Here is a 14,106-nt window from a genome sequence, read left to right on the forward strand (position 1 = left end):
GGAGTTCGCCATGACTTTCTCCATCGTCGGCCGCTGCGCCGAAACCGGCCAGCTGGGCATTGCCATCAGCTCGTCGAGCATCGCCGTCGGCGCCCGTTGCCCCTGGCTGCGCAGCGGGGTGGGCGCGGTGTCGAGCCAGAACATCACCTTGCCGGCCCTCGGCCCGCAGGTGCTCGACGGCCTGGGCGAAGGCCTGGCGCCCGCGCAGGCCCTGGACCGGGCATTGACCCGCAACGGCTACAGCCAGTACCGCCAGGTGGCGGTGGTGGATGCCCAGGGGCGCACGGCGCTGTTCAGCGGCAACCACGCGCTGGGCATTAATAATGCCGTGGCCGGTGAGCAGTGCGTGGCGGCCGGCAACCTGCTGGCCAACAGCGCAGTGATCGAGCGCATGGTCGAGGCCTTCGAAAGCAGCGAAGGCTGCCTGGCGGCGCGGCTGCTCAGCGCGCTGCAGGCCGGGCAGGACGCCGGGGGCGAGGCGGGCGCGGTGCATTCGGCGGCGCTGTCGGTGGTCGGCGAACTGGTCTGGCCGATCGTCGACCTGCGGGTGGACTGGGCCGAGGCCAACCCCATCGGCGAGTTGCAGAAACTCTGGAGCGCCTACGAGCCGCAACTGCAGGACTACCTGACCCGCGCCCTCGACCCGACCCTGGCGCCGAGCTACGGAGTACCGGGCGATGAGTGAGCTGCGCAGCCGCGCCTTGCTGGCCAGGCTGGTGGGCTTTGCCACGGTCAGCCGCGATTCGAACCTGGCCCTGATCGAGTTCGTCCGCGACTACCTGCACGGTCTGGGGGTGAGCTGCGAGCTGATCTACAACGCCGAGCGGACCAAGGCCAACCTGTTGGCCAGCATTGGCCCGGCGGTGGAGGGCGGCGTGGTGCTGTCGGGCCACACCGATGTGGTGCCGGTGGACGGCCAGCCCTGGACGTTCGAGCCCTTCAGCCTGACCGAGCGCGACGGCAAGCTCTACGGGCGCGGCACCGCCGACATGAAAGGCTACCTGGCCTCGGTGCTGGCCGCGGTGCCGCTGTTTCTCGCAAGCCCGCTGCGCCGGCCGGTGCACCTGGCGTTCTCCTATGACGAGGAGTTCGGCTGCCTCGGCGTGCGCAGCCTGCTGGAGCTGTTGCCACGGCGCATTCCTCAACCGGCGCTGTGCCTGATCGGCGAGCCCACCGAGCTCAAGCCGGTGCTCGGCCACAAGGGCAAGCTGGCCATGCGTTGCCATGTGCACGGTGCGCCGTGCCATTCGGCCTATGCGCCTTACGGGGTCAACGCCATCGAGCAGGCGGCGCGGCTGATCGGCCGGCTGGGGGAGATCGGCCAGCGCCTGGCGGCCCCCGAGCATCACGACGGCCGTTTCGACCCGGCGTTCTCCACCGTGCAGGTCGGGGTGATCCAGGGCGGCACGGCGCTGAATATCGTTCCGGCCGACTGCCGCTTCGACTTCGAGGTGCGTGCCTTGCCGGCCTTCGAGCCCCAGGCGGTGGTGGACGAACTGCAAGGCTATGCCGAACAGGCGCTGTTGCCGGCGATGCAGGCAATCAAGGCCGACACGGCGATCCGCTTCGAAGCGATCTCGGCCTATCCGGGGTTGGCGACTGCCCCTGAAAGCGCCGCCGCGCAACTGGTGGCGCAACTCTGTGGCAGTGCGGCCTTCAGCACCGTGGCCTTTGGCACCGAAGGCGGACTGTTCCATCAGGCCGGCATTGCGGCGGTGGTCTGCGGCCCCGGCAGCATGGACCAGGGCCACAAGCCGGACGAATTCGTCAGCGTCGAGCAGATGGCGGCCTGCGACCGGCTGATGGAGCGCCTGGCCGAATACCTCTGCAACCCTTCATGACAACTCATAAGAACAAGGAATCCGCGGTGAACGATTTCAACGAGTGGACAGCCCTGGCGCAACGCCAACGCCTGATCGACAGCGCCTTTATCGACGGTGAGGCGTGCCAGGCCGAGAGCGGCGCGCGCTTCGCTGTGGTCAACCCGGCCACCGAGAAACTCCTGGCCCAGGTGGCCGCCTGCGGTGAGGTCGAGGTCGACCGGGCGGTGCGCAGCGCCCGTCGTGCGTTCGAGCAGGGCCCCTGGGCCAGGATGGCGCCGGGCGAGCGCAAGGCGATCCTGCTGCGCCTGTCGCGGCTGATGCTGGAGCACCGCGACGAACTGGCCTTGCTCGATTCCCTGAGCATGGGTAAGCCGGTGATGGATGCCTGGAACATCGACGTGCCGGGCGCCGCGCAGGTGTTCGCCTGGTACGGCGAAAGCCTCGACAAGCTCTACGACCAGGTGGCGCCGAGCGCGAGCAATGTCCTGGCGACCATTACCCGGGTGCCGCTGGGGGTGATCGGCGCGGTGGTGCCGTGGAACTTCCCGCTGGACATGGCCGCCTGGAAGCTGGCCCCGGCCCTGGCCGCCGGCAACAGCGTGGTGCTCAAGCCGGCCGAGCAGTCGCCGTTCTCGGCCCTGCGCCTGGCGGAGCTGGCCATTGAAGCCGGGATTCCCAAGGGCGTGCTCAACGTGGTGCCGGGCCTGGGCGAGGAGGCCGGTCGTGCCCTGGGCCTGCACATGGAGGTGGATGCCCTGGTGTTCACCGGCTCCACCGAGGTGGGCAAGTACTTCATGCAGTACGCCGCGCAATCGAACCTCAAGCAGGTCTGGCTGGAGTGCGGCGGCAAAAGCCCGAACCTGGTGTTCGCCGATTGCCAGGACCTGGACCTGGCGGCCGAGAAAGCCGCGTTCGGCATCTTCTTCAACCAGGGCGAGGTCTGCTCGGCCAACTCGCGCCTGCTGGTGCAGCGCTCGATCGCCGACGGGTTCATCGAGCGCCTGGTGGCCAAGGCGCGCCAGTGGCAGCCGGGCAATCCGCTTAACCCGGCGAGCCGGGCCGGGGCCATTGTCGATACGCGGCAGACGCAGCGCATCAAACGCTACATCGAACAGGCCCAGGCCGAGGGCGCACAGCTGGTGTGCGGCGGTCGGCAACTGAGCTTCGACGGCTCGAGCAACTTCATCGAGCCGACCCTCTTCACGGGCGTGACCGCCGACATGACCCTGGCCCGCGAAGAAGTGTTCGGCCCGGTGCTGGCGGTCACGTTGTTCGACGACGAAGACCAGGCGGTGGCCCTGGCCAACGAGCACATCTATGGCCTGGCCGCGTCGCTGTGGACCGACGATCTGAACCGCGCGCACCGGGTGGCACGGCGGCTGAATGCCGGAACCGTATCGGTGAATACCGTCGACGCGCTGGACGTGACCGTGCCCTTTGGCGGCGGCAAGCAGTCGGGCTTTGGCCGCGACCTGTCGCTGCATTCCTTCGACAAGTACACCCAGCTGAAAACCACCTGGATTCAATTGCGGGGCTGAGGGCCCCGAGCGCAGCACCGATCTTCCAAAAAATAGAACAACAAGACGGAGCAACCGATGAACAGCAATGCAAGCGTGCAAACCGGCGTTCTGGCGCCGCCCGCGAGTCGCAAGAAACTCGGCCTTACCGCGCTGTTGGCGGTGGCCATCGGCCTGGTGGTCTCACAAGGCGTGATGGTGCTGATGCTGCAAGGCGTCGGCATCGCCGGCCTGGGCTTTATCGTGCCCCTGGGCCTGGCCTACCTGCTGGCCCTGAGCTACGCCTGTTCGTTCTCCGAGCTGGCGCTGATGATCCCCCGCGCCGGCAGCCTGAGCACCTACACCGAAGTCGCCATCGGCCAGTTCCCGGCGATCCTGGCGACCTTTTCCGGCTACGTGGTGGTGGCGATGTTCGCCCTGTCGGCCGAGCTGTTGCTGATGGAATTCATCATCGACAAGGTCTACCCGCACTCCATGCCGCCGCTGACCGTGGCCCTGGCGGTACTGGCGCTGTTCACCGTGCTCAACCTGTTCAACATCGACATCTTCGCCCGCCTGCAAACGGTGCTGGCGGTGGTGATGACCGTGGTGTTGCTGGTGATGGGCCTGAGCGCGATGAACAGCGACATCGTCGCGCCCAACCCGACGCTGTTCGACAGCGCCCACTGGAACCCCATGGGCCTGGGGGTGATCGCCCTGACGGCGATGGCGGTCTGGGGTTTCGTCGGCGCCGAGTTCGTCTGCCCGCTGGTGGAAGAAACCCGGCGCCCCGAACGCAATATCCCGGGTTCGATGATGCTCGGCCTGACCATCATCTTCGTGATCATCAGCCTGTACGCCCTGGGCGCCTTGCTCACCGTGCCCCAGGCGGAACTGGCCAGCAACGGCCTGCCGCATTACCTGTTCGCCACCACGGTGTTCGGCGAGGCGGGCAAGGTGTTCCTGGTGACCGCGGCGATCACCGCCACTTGCAGCACCCTCAACAGTTCGCTGGCGGCGATCCCGCGCATGCTGTTCGGCATGGCCCGCAACGGCCAGGCCTTTGGCGTGTTCAAGCGCCAGGGCAAACACACCGGCGCGCCCTGGGTCGCGGTGCTGTTCATTGCCGCGGTCACCGGCCTGCCGTTGCTGCTGATGCACGATCATGCCGACGCGATCAACCAGCTGCTGCTCTCGGCGGCCCTGGCCTGGCTGCTGGCCTACATCATCACCCACGTCAACGTCATCGCCCTGCGCCGGCGCTACCCGCAGGTGGCGCGGCCATTCCGCACACCGTTCTACCCCTTGCCGCAGCTGTTCGGCATCGCCGGCATGCTGTTTGCGATCTGCAACGTGTCGCCCAGCCCGGAGATGACCTTTTCGATTTTTGCCTACGCAGGCCTGGTGCTGCTGATCGTCTCGATCATCGCCGTGCTGTGGATCAAGGGCGTGATGGGCAAGCCACTGTTCAAGCCGGAGCCGCTGGCCAGCGTGCTCGGCAGCCTCGATAAAAAACCGCAAGGAGACTCGCAATGACCGTTCAAGTGAAACCCGTCCGCAGCACCGGCGACTACCAGGCCGCGGATGCCGCGCACCACATTCATGCGTTCCTCGACCAGAAGGCGCTGAACGCCGAAGGGCCGCGGGTGATCGTGCGGGGTGAGGGCCTGGCGCTCTGGGACAACGACGGCAAGCGCTACCTGGACGGCATGTCGGGCCTGTGGTGCACCAACCTCGGCTACGGCCGCAAGGACCTGGCCGCAGCCGCCAGCCAGCAGCTCGAGCAACTGCCGTACTACAACATGTTCTTCCACACCACCCACCCGGCGGTGGTCGAGCTGTCGGAGTTGCTGTTCAGCCTGCTGCCTGCGCACTACAGCCACGCGATCTACACCAACTCCGGCTCCGAGGCCAACGAGGTGCTGATCCGCACCGTGCGCCGCTACTGGCAGATCCTCGGCAAGCCGCAGAAGAAGATCATGATCGGCCGCTGGAACGGCTACCACGGCTCGACCCTTGGCGCCACGGCGCTGGGCGGGATGAAGTTCATGCACGACATGGGCGGGGTGATCCCGGACGTGGCGCACATCGACGAGCCGTACTGGTTCGCCCACGAAGGCGACCTGAGCCCGGCCGAGTTCGGCCTGCGCGCCGCGCGGCAGCTGGAAGAGAAGATCCTCGAACTGGGCGCCGAGAATGTCGCGGCCTTCGTCGCCGAACCCTTCCAGGGCGCCGGCGGCATGATCTTCCCGCCAGAAAGCTACTGGCCGGAGATCCAGCGCATCTGCCGCCAGTACGACGTGCTGCTGTGCGCCGATGAAGTGATCGGCGGTTTCGGCCGTACCGGCGAATGGTTCGCCCACCAGCACTTCGGTTTCGAGCCCGACACCCTGTCGATCGCCAAGGGCCTGACCAGCGGCTACATCCCCATGGGCGGGCTGATCCTCTCCAGGCGCATGGCCGAAGTGCTGGTGGAGCAGGGCGGGGTGTTCGCCCACGGCCTGACCTATTCCGGCCACCCGGTGGCGGCGGCGGTGGCCATCGCCAACCTCAAGGCCCTGCGCGACGAAGGCATTGTCAGCCGGGTCAAGCAGGAGACCGGGCCTTACCTGCAGCGCTGCCTGCGCGAAGTCTTCGACAACCATCCGTTGATTGGCGAGGTGCAGGGCGCCGGGCTGGTGGCGGCCTTGCAGTTCGCCGAAGACAAGGCCAGCCGCAAGCGCTTCGCCAACGAAAACGACATGGCCTGGCGTTGCCGCACCATCGGCTTCGAAGAGGGCCTGATCATCCGCTCGACCCTGGGCCGGATGATCATGGCCCCGGCCCTGGTGGCCAGCCACGCCGACATCGATGAACTGGTCGACAAGACCCGTACCGCCGTAGACAGGACCGCCCGCGAATACGGTCGTCTGTAGGCCCAAAAGCGGCCGGCGCGCGCGGGCGCGTCGGCCTGTTAGAGGAACCGCTTCATGTCCAGATCCTTGCGTTGCTGTGTTCCCTTTGCCCTGGCCCTGTTGTGCAGCGCTGTTGCGGCCGCACCGCAGAGCCTCACCGTCATCTCCTTTGGCGGTGCCACCAAGCAGGCCCAGGACAAGGCCTACTTCCAACCTTTCACCGCCAGCGGCGCAGGACGCGTGGTCGCCGGCGAGTACAACGGGGAGCTGTCGAAAATCAAGGCCATGGTCGATGTCGGCCATACCAGTTGGGACGTGGTCGAAGTCGAAAGCCCGGAGCTGTTGCGCGGCTGTGACGAAGGCCTGTTCGAACGCCTCGACCCGGCGCGCTTCGGCGACCCGGCGCAGTTCGTGCCGGGGACCCTGAGCGAATGCGGGGTGGCCACCTATGTCTGGTCGATGGTCATGGCCTACGACCAGGACAAGCTGGCCAAGGCGCCGACCTCCTGGGCGGACTTCTGGAACGTCGCCGACTTCCCCGGCAAGCGCGGCTTGCGCAAGGGCGCCAAGTACACCCTGGAAATCGCCTTGCTCGCCGACGGGGTCAAGCCGGACCAGCTGTACAAGGTGCTGGGCACTCCCGAGGGCGTGACCCGGGCGTTCGCCAAACTCGACCAGATCAAGGGCAATATCCAGTGGTGGGAGGCGGGCGCGCAGCCGCCGCAATGGCTGATCGCCGGCGATGTGGTGATGAGCGCGGCCTACAACGGCCGGATCGCCTCGGCGCAGAAGGAAGGCATGAAGCTGAGCATTGTCTGGCCGCAAAGCCTGTACGACCCGGAGTACTGGGCGGTGGTCAAGGGCACGCCGAACAAGGCATTGGCCGAAGACTTCATCGCCTTCGCCAGCCAGCCGCAGACCCAGAAGGTGTTCTCCGAGGAGATCCCCTACGGGCCGGTGCACCGTGACGCGCTGGCGCTGCTGCCGACGGCGGTGCAACAGCAGCTGCCCACCGCTGCAGCCAACCTGGCCGGGGCGCGGGCCGTGGACGCGGAGTTCTGGGTGGACCACGGCGAGGAACTGGAGCAGCGCTTCAACGCCTGGGCGGCGCGCTGAAATTGCGGCATCGCCGGGCTTGCGAGAGCGGGTAAATCCGCTCCCGCAAGCTGGCTATTTCAGGCCAGCCAGGCCTTGAACTGTTCCTTGCAGTAATCGACGAACAACTGCGCAGGCTTGGTCAGCTGCGCCCGTTTCAGCCAGCCGGCCACCAGCGCCGAACCGGTGACATCCTCGGCAATCTCCACACAGACCACTTCCTGGCCGTCATAGGTGCTGTTGCCATGGGGCCTGGTCACCAGCAAGGCAAAGCCGAACCCCTGGCCGACCATGCCGCGCACCATCTCGATCGACGGCGAGCCGAAGACGATATTCGGCGTCAGTTGCAGCTCCTCGAAGATGCTCACGAAGTAGGTGCGGCTGGGCTGCACATCCAGCAGGATCATCGGCTCCAGCACCAGGTCGCGCAGTGACACCTGGGCCTGCCCGGCAAAACGGTGCCCGGCCGGCACCAGGGCATAAGGCCGTTGCGGCGCCATCAGCGCCTCGGTCTCGATGGTGCTGTCCAGGTCGTGCTCGTAGAAGATCGCCAGGTCGAAGCGCCCGCCGGTCAAACCCTGCACCAGTTCCTGCTGCTCGCCGTCCTGCAGGCGGATCTCCACCCCCGGAAAGCGCTCGCGAAAACCGGCGATCAGCCGTGGCAGGTAGAGCGGGGCGACGGTCTCGAAGCACCCGATATCGATCTGCCCGCTCACCACGTCGTTGTCGGCCAGGGCGTTCTGCTCGAACTCATGGGCCATGCGCAGCAGTTCCTGGGCCTTGCGGTAGAAACGCGCGCCGCCGGGCGTCAGGGACACGCCCTGGGCGTGATGACGGATCAGCAATTGCACGCCGAAGCTGTCTTCCAGGCCCTTGACCGCCGTGGAAATCGACGGCTGGGCGATATACAGCTTGCGCGAAGCCTCGGCGACGCTGCCACAGTCGACGGTGGTGACGAAATACTTCAATTGACGCAAGGAATAGGACGCCACAGTGCACCTCTGGCTGATTGTTTGGCTCCCACGATACCCGCTCCGCGGGCTGGCACTGCAGCGGATTTTGCTCGGTAGTGGGCATATTTTCGCTGGGTAGGCGCGCAGTGCCGCAAAGGCTTGCGGGTAGAGGTACAGCTTCCAGGTGCCGCCTGGACATGTAGGACTTTTACTTCAAGTTGGGTAGGAGAAATTCGGGTGTACTGGTTATATATCCAGTATTTTCGGGCGATTCCTCTGCCTGCGTGATGCAGAACGAAAAATGGGTGCGTGGACAGAAATTCCAGCTCGGTTAATTTGCAGACCTCTCCTTTGGAAAGGGAGAGTTTCTTAAATCAATGGAGCAATAAACATGAACCAACCACAAACCCAATCGCCGCTTCGCCACGGTCGCGTCACCTTCCCAGCCTCCCGCGGCGCAGTCGCCATCGACCTGGGCCTGCTGGGCGGCTGGCAGGTCAATGAGATGGAAGGCGGCAAGAACTTCCCGGCCCTGGTCGCCGGTCCGTTCCCTGCACCGTTCGACTCGGACAACCCAAGCGTCGCGCCGCCGGCCGATGGCTTCATCCTCAGCGGTGGCAAGGCCGATGCCCGGGACTGCGTCAACTTCACCGATGCGGAGATGAGCAAGAAGCTCAACCGCGCCTTCACCTGGCCGCTGCTCAACGTCGACCCCGGCCAGATCTTCAAGGTGACCTGGCAGTACACCGCGCCGCATACCACCCGTGGCTATCGCTGGCTGATCACCAAGGACGGCTGGGACCCGAAACAGCGCATCACCCGCGCCCAACTGGAGGCCCAACCTTTCGCCGAGGACTTCTATCCGCAGGTGCCTTACTACAGTCATGCCGGCGAATTGAAGGCCAAGGTCGATCACCAGGTGAAGCTGCCGGCCAACAAAAAGGGCCGTCACGTGATTGTCCTGATGTGGATCGTGGCCAATACCGGCAACGCCTTCTATCAGGCCTTCGACGTCGACTTCAAATAAGTCTGCGGATCATTCAAACGTTCTGAAGGATTAGAACATGTCACAGATTGACTTTACCCAACTGAAAACGACGCAGGACGATGCCGCGTCGCGGATGCCGAGCCTGGATGGCAAGAAAATCCTCATGGGCTACTGGCACAACTGGCCGGCCGGCCCCTCGGACGGCTACCAGCGCGGGCAGTTTGCCAATATGAACCTGGAGGATGTGCCTCGCGACTACAACGTGGTGGTCGTGGCGTTCATGAAAGGCAGCGGTATTCCGACGTTCAAGCCGTACAACCTGCCCGATGCCGAGTTTCGTCGCCAGGTGGGCGTGCTGAACAGCCAGGGCAGGGCGGTGCTGATGTCCCTGGGGGGCGCTGACGCCCATATCGCATTGAACCCGGGCCACGAACAGCCCCTGGCCAATGAAATCATCCGTCTGGTGGAAACCTACGGCTTTGACGGGCTGGACATCGATCTTGAACAGAGCGCGATTGACGCTGCCAGCAACAAGACCGTCCTGCCTGCCGCGCTGAAGCTGGTCAAGGATCACTATGCTGCCGAGGGCAAGCATTTCATCATCAGCATGGCGCCGGAGTTCCCCTACCTGACCGCTGCCGGTCGATACGTCGACTACCTCAAGGCGCTGGAGGGCTACTACGACTTCATCGCGCCGCAGTTCTACAACCAGGGCGGCGATGGCCTCTGGGTTCAGGAGGCCAACAACGGCAAGGGGGCCTGGATCGCCCAGAACAACGAGGCCATGAAAGAGGACTTCCTCTATTACCTGAGCGAAAGCCTGGTGAGTGGTACTCGCGGTTTCACCCGGATTGCGCCTGACAAATTCGTCATTGGCCTGCCCGCCAACGTCGATGCCGCTGCCACCGGGTACGTGGTCAACCCGACGGCCGTTTCCAATGCGTTCAAACGCCTCCATGCCAAAGGGCTGTCGATCAAGGGCCTGATGACCTGGTCGGTCAACTGGGACAACGGGTTCAACAAGGACCACGTGCCCTACAACCAGGAATTCAGCCGGCGCTACGGGCCGTTGATCAGCGGTGGCAAGCAGTCCCCGTCAACGCAGGATGAGCCCCTCCCGCAGACCGCCCGCTAGTACTCGATCAAGGAAACATCCGGCAGACGTGCCTGATGCTCCAACAGTCAAGCCTGTTGACTGATCGATGAGGGTAAGCAATGAAAATCCGATGCCTTCCGGCATCGGATTTTTTTGGCTTTCAAGATGGGTGCCGTCCACCAGGTCCCGGCAGAGGACGGCAGCGTGGAGGACCCGGCTACCGGGTCATTGCAGCTGCTGCGCATCAGTGCCGGCGACAGGCTTGCCTGGGCGCTCAACTGATGAAGATGATCTTCGACACCAGCTCTGCACTGTTCTTGGCCTGAAGCTTCTTCATCAGCCGGGCGCGGTGGACTTCCACGGTGCGGTGGGAAATGCCCAGCTTGCGCGCCACTTCCTTGCAGGTCAGGCCATTGACGATATGCAGCGAGATTTCCCGCTCGCGCGGGGTCAACTGGATCATCGGCGCCGGCTGGCGGTCCAGGCGCTCGAAATGCCAGACCATCAGCTTGAAGGGATCCTCGGCCGTCAGGGAAAAACCGTGGGCGCGGGCCCAGAACACCTCGCCGTTGCGATGCTGCATGAAGCGCTCGTCGGAGTAGAAGGCACCGGGCCCGTTGCGCAGCCAGTGCTCGCTGCGTTCGCCGATGCTCTGGTAGTCGGCCTGGGAGGGGTACAACAGCAGGGTCAGGTGGCCCTGCAACTGTTCGCGTTCATAGCCGAACAGGCGAACGAAGGCCTGGTTGCAGTCGAGCATCCGGCGATGCCCGGTGATCATCTGCGGTGCGGGGGAAACCTGGAAGGCCAGGCGCTCGAGGTCCTGGAATTGCTGGGCGTATACGGTCATCAGGCATCCTGCCTCGGGTTTATCGGCGCGTCCCTTTTTTGGGGGGGATACGTACTACTTACTGCCGTACGTAGTTGCCCCAACTAGCGTGTGATTCGGGTGCTGAATCATTGTATGGAATACCCGCTTCAAGGACAGAAGAAAATCACCATGACTCACGATTCCGTATCCATCGTCGCTGCCGCCCATAGCCCTTTCGGGCGCCTGGACGGCTTGAACCTCGAAGACCTGATCGTCCAGGTTACCCGCGAGGCCCTGGCAGACGCTGAGATCGACGCTGGACAAATCGACGCGCTGTTTCTCGGGCACTTCAACTCCGGCCTGGTAGCGGACGGTTTCCCCGCCTCGCTGATGCTCCAGGCCGACCCGCAATTGCGCTTCAAGCCCGCCACTCGCTGCGAGAACGCCTGCGCCTCCGGTTCGGCGGCGATCCAGGCCGGGATCCACGCGATCCGCAGCGGCGCCGCCGAGCTGGTGCTGGTGGTCGGCGCGGAGAAAATGACCGGCAACAGCACCGTCGAAGTCACCCGCGCCCTGGCCGGCGCCGGCTACCAGAACGCCCTCCAGGAGGCCGGCCTGAGTTTCGCCCAGCTGTTTGGCCAGGTGGCGCAGCAGTACGCCGACCGCTACCACAGCCCAATGGCCTCGATGGCCATGATCGCGGTGAAGAACCACGCCAATGCCATGGCCAACCCCCTGGCGCAGATGCACCGCGTGATGGATTTTGAACACTGCAACAACGTTTCCCAGGGCAACCCGCTGATCGCACCGCCGCTGCGCCTGACCGACTGCTCGCTGATCAGTGACGGTGCGGCGGCGATCATCCTGGCCTCGCCGCAGCGCGCCCGTTCGATGCGACGCCAGGTGGCGATCCGCGCCATGACCCAGGTGAACGACTTCCTACCCTTGTCGCGCCGCGACGTGCTGGCCTTCGAGGGGCCGAAACGGGCGATCCACGGGGCCTTGCGCCAGGCTGGCGTGACCCTCGGCGACCTGAGTTTCGCCGAGGTACACGACTGCTTCACCATCGCCGAACTGCTGATCTACGAAGCCATGGGCCTGGCGCCCAGGGGCGAGGGGCACCGGGCCCTCGACGACGGCACCGTGCGCCAGGGCGGACGCCTGCCGGTGAACCTGTCCGGCGGGCTCAAGGCCAAGGGGCATCCGGTGGGCGCCACCGGGGTATCGATGCATGCCCTGGGCTTTGCCCAACTGATCGGCAAACCCATCGGCCTGGGGGTGCCCGGTGCCGAGTTCGGCTTGCTGTTCAACATGGGCGGCATGGCGGTGGCCAACTACGCCAGCGTCCTGCAAGCGGTCAAGGTCTGAGGATGAACATCGCCCATTGGCTGCGCGATGCGGCCGAGCGCTGGCCCCGGCGGCCGGCTCTGTTCGAGGGGCGCCGCCAGGTCGCCGACTACCAGGCGTTTGCCGCGCAGGCCCGGGCCCGCGCGCTGCAACTGCGCCACGCGCACGGCATTGTGCCTGGCGACCGGGTGGCGCTGCTGATGCAGAACAGCTGCGCTTATCTCGAACTGTTGTATGCCATCTGGTGGAGCGGGGCGGTGGCGGTTCCGATCAACAGCAAGCTGCACACCCAGGAAGCCGCCTGGATTGCCGGCAATGCCGGGGCCCGGCTGATCTACACCGATGAGGGCCGAAGCTTCGACGCTGCGACCCTGCCGGCCGGCTGCCGCGAACTGGCCGCGTCCGGGTTGGCCATGCAAGGCCTGGCGCCGAGCGATGAGCTGGTGGAGCCGCACTTGCGGGAGGACACCGACCTGGCCTGGCTGTTCTACACCTCCGGCACCACCGGGCGCCCCAAGGGTGTGATGCTGTCCCATGGCAATCTGATCGCCATGTCCTTGTGCTATCCGCTGGACGTGGATCCGGTGGCCGCTGATGACGCCGTGGTCTATGCCGCGCCGATGTCCCACGGCGCCGGCCTCTACAACTTCATCCATGTGCGCTGTGGCGCCCGGCACGTGGTGCCGGCGTCCCGAGGGTTCCAGGCGGCGGAGTTGTTCGAGCTGGCGCAGGCGCTGGGCCAGGTCAGCCTGTTTGCCGCGCCGACCATGGTCAAGCGCATGGTGGAGCAGGCCCGGCAGCAGGGCTATTGCGGCGAAGGCATCAAGACCATCGTCTACGGCGGCGGCCCGATGTACCTGGCGGACCTCGCCCAGGCCCTGGATACCTTCGGCCCGCGCCTGGTGCAGATCTACGGCCAGGGCGAATGCCCGATGACCATCAGCGCCCTGTCGCGGGAGGCGATTGCCGACCGCGGGCATGCCGACTGGCCGGCCATTGCCGCCTCGGTAGGGCGCGCCCACGCCTGTGTCGAGGTGCGGGTGGTGGATGCTACCGGCCAACCCCTGGCCCCCGGCGAACCTGGGGTGATCGCCGTGCGTGGGGCTGTGGTGATGCAGGGCTACTGGGGCAATCCGCAAGCCACCCGGGAGGCCCTGGTGGACGGCTGGCTGCTCACCGGCGACATCGGTTTCCTGAACGAGCGGGGTTACCTGACCCTGACCGATCGCAGCAAGGATGTGATCATCTCCGGCGGCAGCAACATCTACCCGCGGGAAGTCGAGGAAGTGCTGATCCAGCACCCCGAGGTGTTCGATGTGTGCGTGGTGGGGGAGGCCGACGCGCTGTGGGGCGAGTCGGTGGTGGCCTTCGTGGTCCTGCGCACGGCCGGCAGCCTCGATGCGCAGGCGCTCAACCAGTGGTTCCTGGCGCGCATGGCCTCGTTCAAGAAGCCGAAGAAGTACCTGTTTTGCGCCGAGCTGCCGAAAAACAGCTATGGCAAGATTCTCAAGACCCGATTGCGCCAGTGGTTGCAGGACCCCACGGGGCCTTTGAACAACCTCTGAAGCGCTGCATTTCATGGATAACACGACGACAGGAGTCCCCG

The 14,106-nt window shown here is 65.3% G+C and carries 12 protein-coding genes; 10 read left to right on the plus strand and 2 right to left on the minus strand.

Annotation, left to right across the window (positions count from 1 at the left end; all coding sequences use genetic code 11):
• The first annotated feature begins 10 nt into the window (after window positions 1-10).
• From PVZ78_RS24020 to PVZ78_RS24045, 6 genes are read left to right on the plus strand one after another with little or no spacing between them, the layout of a single operon-like run.
• Complete coding sequence (locus PVZ78_RS24020; protein WP_273829363.1) at window positions 11-685, plus strand: DUF1028 domain-containing protein; 675 nt, start codon at window positions 11-13, stop codon at window positions 683-685.
• Window positions 678-1,841 carry an acetylornithine deacetylase gene (argE, locus tag PVZ78_RS24025; protein ID WP_273829364.1) on the plus strand — a complete coding sequence of 388 codons (1,164 nt, stop codon included), beginning with the start codon at window positions 678-680 and terminating at the stop codon, window positions 1,839-1,841. The genes PVZ78_RS24020 and argE overlap by 8 nt, the downstream gene beginning before the upstream one ends.
• Window positions 1,838-3,361, plus strand: a complete 1,524-nt coding sequence (locus PVZ78_RS24030) for an aldehyde dehydrogenase (protein WP_443218363.1) — start codon at window positions 1,838-1,840, stop codon at window positions 3,359-3,361. The genes argE and PVZ78_RS24030 overlap by 4 nt, the downstream gene beginning before the upstream one ends.
• Window positions 3,362-3,418: 57 nt before the next feature.
• The gene (locus tag PVZ78_RS24035) at window positions 3,419-4,855 is read left to right on the plus strand and encodes an APC family permease (protein WP_273829366.1); all 1,437 of its coding nucleotides are present in this window, start codon (window positions 3,419-3,421) and stop codon (window positions 4,853-4,855) included.
• Window positions 4,852-6,234: an aspartate aminotransferase family protein gene (locus tag PVZ78_RS24040; protein ID WP_273829367.1), complete on the plus strand. Its 1,383-nt coding sequence runs from the start codon at window positions 4,852-4,854 to the stop codon at window positions 6,232-6,234. The genes PVZ78_RS24035 and PVZ78_RS24040 overlap by 4 nt, the downstream gene beginning before the upstream one ends.
• 54 nt (window positions 6,235-6,288) lie before the next feature.
• Window positions 6,289-7,329 (plus strand): ABC transporter substrate-binding protein, encoded by a 1,041-nt coding sequence (locus tag PVZ78_RS24045; protein ID WP_273829368.1) that lies wholly within the window; start codon window positions 6,289-6,291, stop codon window positions 7,327-7,329.
• Between the two features lie 59 nt (window positions 7,330-7,388).
• On the opposite strand, the gene PVZ78_RS24050 is transcribed toward PVZ78_RS24045, so the two are convergent.
• The gene (locus PVZ78_RS24050) at window positions 7,389-8,300 is read right to left on the minus strand and encodes a LysR substrate-binding domain-containing protein (RefSeq protein ID WP_028682595.1); all 912 of its coding nucleotides are present in this window, start codon (window positions 8,298-8,300) and stop codon (window positions 7,389-7,391) included.
• 352 nt (window positions 8,301-8,652) lie between these two features.
• Between PVZ78_RS24050 and PVZ78_RS24055 the strand changes: the two genes are divergently transcribed.
• Both PVZ78_RS24055 and PVZ78_RS24060 read left to right on the plus strand, forming a co-directional pair.
• Window positions 8,653-9,288 carry a lytic polysaccharide monooxygenase auxiliary activity family 9 protein gene (locus tag PVZ78_RS24055; protein WP_273829369.1) on the plus strand — a complete coding sequence of 212 codons (636 nt, stop codon included), beginning with the start codon at window positions 8,653-8,655 and terminating at the stop codon, window positions 9,286-9,288.
• A 37-nt stretch (window positions 9,289-9,325) separates the two neighbouring features.
• The gene (locus PVZ78_RS24060) at window positions 9,326-10,384 is read left to right on the plus strand and encodes a chitinase (RefSeq protein ID WP_273829370.1); all 1,059 of its coding nucleotides are present in this window, start codon (window positions 9,326-9,328) and stop codon (window positions 10,382-10,384) included.
• Window positions 10,385-10,619: 235 nt separating this feature from the next.
• Here PVZ78_RS24060 and PVZ78_RS24065 read toward each other — a convergent pair whose 3' ends face one another.
• The gene (locus PVZ78_RS24065) at window positions 10,620-11,192 is read right to left on the minus strand and encodes a LuxR C-terminal-related transcriptional regulator (protein ID WP_038632737.1); all 573 of its coding nucleotides are present in this window, start codon (window positions 11,190-11,192) and stop codon (window positions 10,620-10,622) included.
• Window positions 11,193-11,342: 150 nt separating this feature from the next.
• Here PVZ78_RS24065 and PVZ78_RS24070 point away from each other — a divergent pair, with 150 nt between their 5' ends.
• Both PVZ78_RS24070 and PVZ78_RS24075 read left to right on the plus strand, forming a co-directional pair.
• On the plus strand, window positions 11,343-12,521 hold the full coding sequence (locus tag PVZ78_RS24070; RefSeq protein WP_028682599.1) for an acetyl-CoA acetyltransferase: 1,179 nt from the start codon (window positions 11,343-11,345) through the stop codon (window positions 12,519-12,521).
• 2 nt (window positions 12,522-12,523) lie between these two features.
• Entirely contained in the window at window positions 12,524-14,065 is a 1,542-nt protein-coding gene (locus PVZ78_RS24075; protein ID WP_273829371.1) for a class I adenylate-forming enzyme family protein, read from the plus strand.
• Window positions 14,066-14,106 lie beyond the last annotated feature (41 nt).

It is taken from the genome of Pseudomonas sp. SBT1-2, from assembly GCF_028640875.1.
GTDB classification, from domain to species: domain Bacteria; phylum Pseudomonadota; class Gammaproteobacteria; order Pseudomonadales; family Pseudomonadaceae; genus Aquipseudomonas; species Aquipseudomonas chlororaphis_I.

Excerpts from the sequence above, each read along its gene's own strand:
- PVZ78_RS24020 (WP_273829363.1), top strand. The coding sequence starts at position 11 with ATGACTTTCTCCATCGTCGGCCGCTGCGCCGAAACCGGCCAGCTGGGC.
- argE (WP_273829364.1), top strand. The coding sequence starts at position 678 with ATGAGTGAGCTGCGCAGCCGCGCCTTGCTGGCCAGGCTGGTGGGCTTT.
- PVZ78_RS24030 (WP_443218363.1), top strand. The coding sequence starts at position 1,838 with ATGACAACTCATAAGAACAAGGAATCCGCGGTGAACGATTTCAACGAG.
- PVZ78_RS24035 (WP_273829366.1), top strand. The coding sequence starts at position 3,419 with ATGAACAGCAATGCAAGCGTGCAAACCGGCGTTCTGGCGCCGCCCGCG.
- PVZ78_RS24040 (WP_273829367.1), top strand. The coding sequence starts at position 4,852 with ATGACCGTTCAAGTGAAACCCGTCCGCAGCACCGGCGACTACCAGGCC.
- PVZ78_RS24045 (WP_273829368.1), top strand. The coding sequence starts at position 6,289 with ATGTCCAGATCCTTGCGTTGCTGTGTTCCCTTTGCCCTGGCCCTGTTG.
- PVZ78_RS24055 (WP_273829369.1), top strand. The coding sequence starts at position 8,653 with ATGAACCAACCACAAACCCAATCGCCGCTTCGCCACGGTCGCGTCACC.
- PVZ78_RS24060 (WP_273829370.1), top strand. The coding sequence starts at position 9,326 with ATGTCACAGATTGACTTTACCCAACTGAAAACGACGCAGGACGATGCC.
- PVZ78_RS24065 (WP_038632737.1), bottom strand. The coding sequence starts at position 11,192 with ATGACCGTATACGCCCAGCAATTCCAGGACCTCGAGCGCCTGGCCTTC.
- PVZ78_RS24070 (WP_028682599.1), top strand. The coding sequence starts at position 11,343 with ATGACTCACGATTCCGTATCCATCGTCGCTGCCGCCCATAGCCCTTTC.
- PVZ78_RS24075 (WP_273829371.1), top strand. The coding sequence starts at position 12,524 with ATGAACATCGCCCATTGGCTGCGCGATGCGGCCGAGCGCTGGCCCCGG.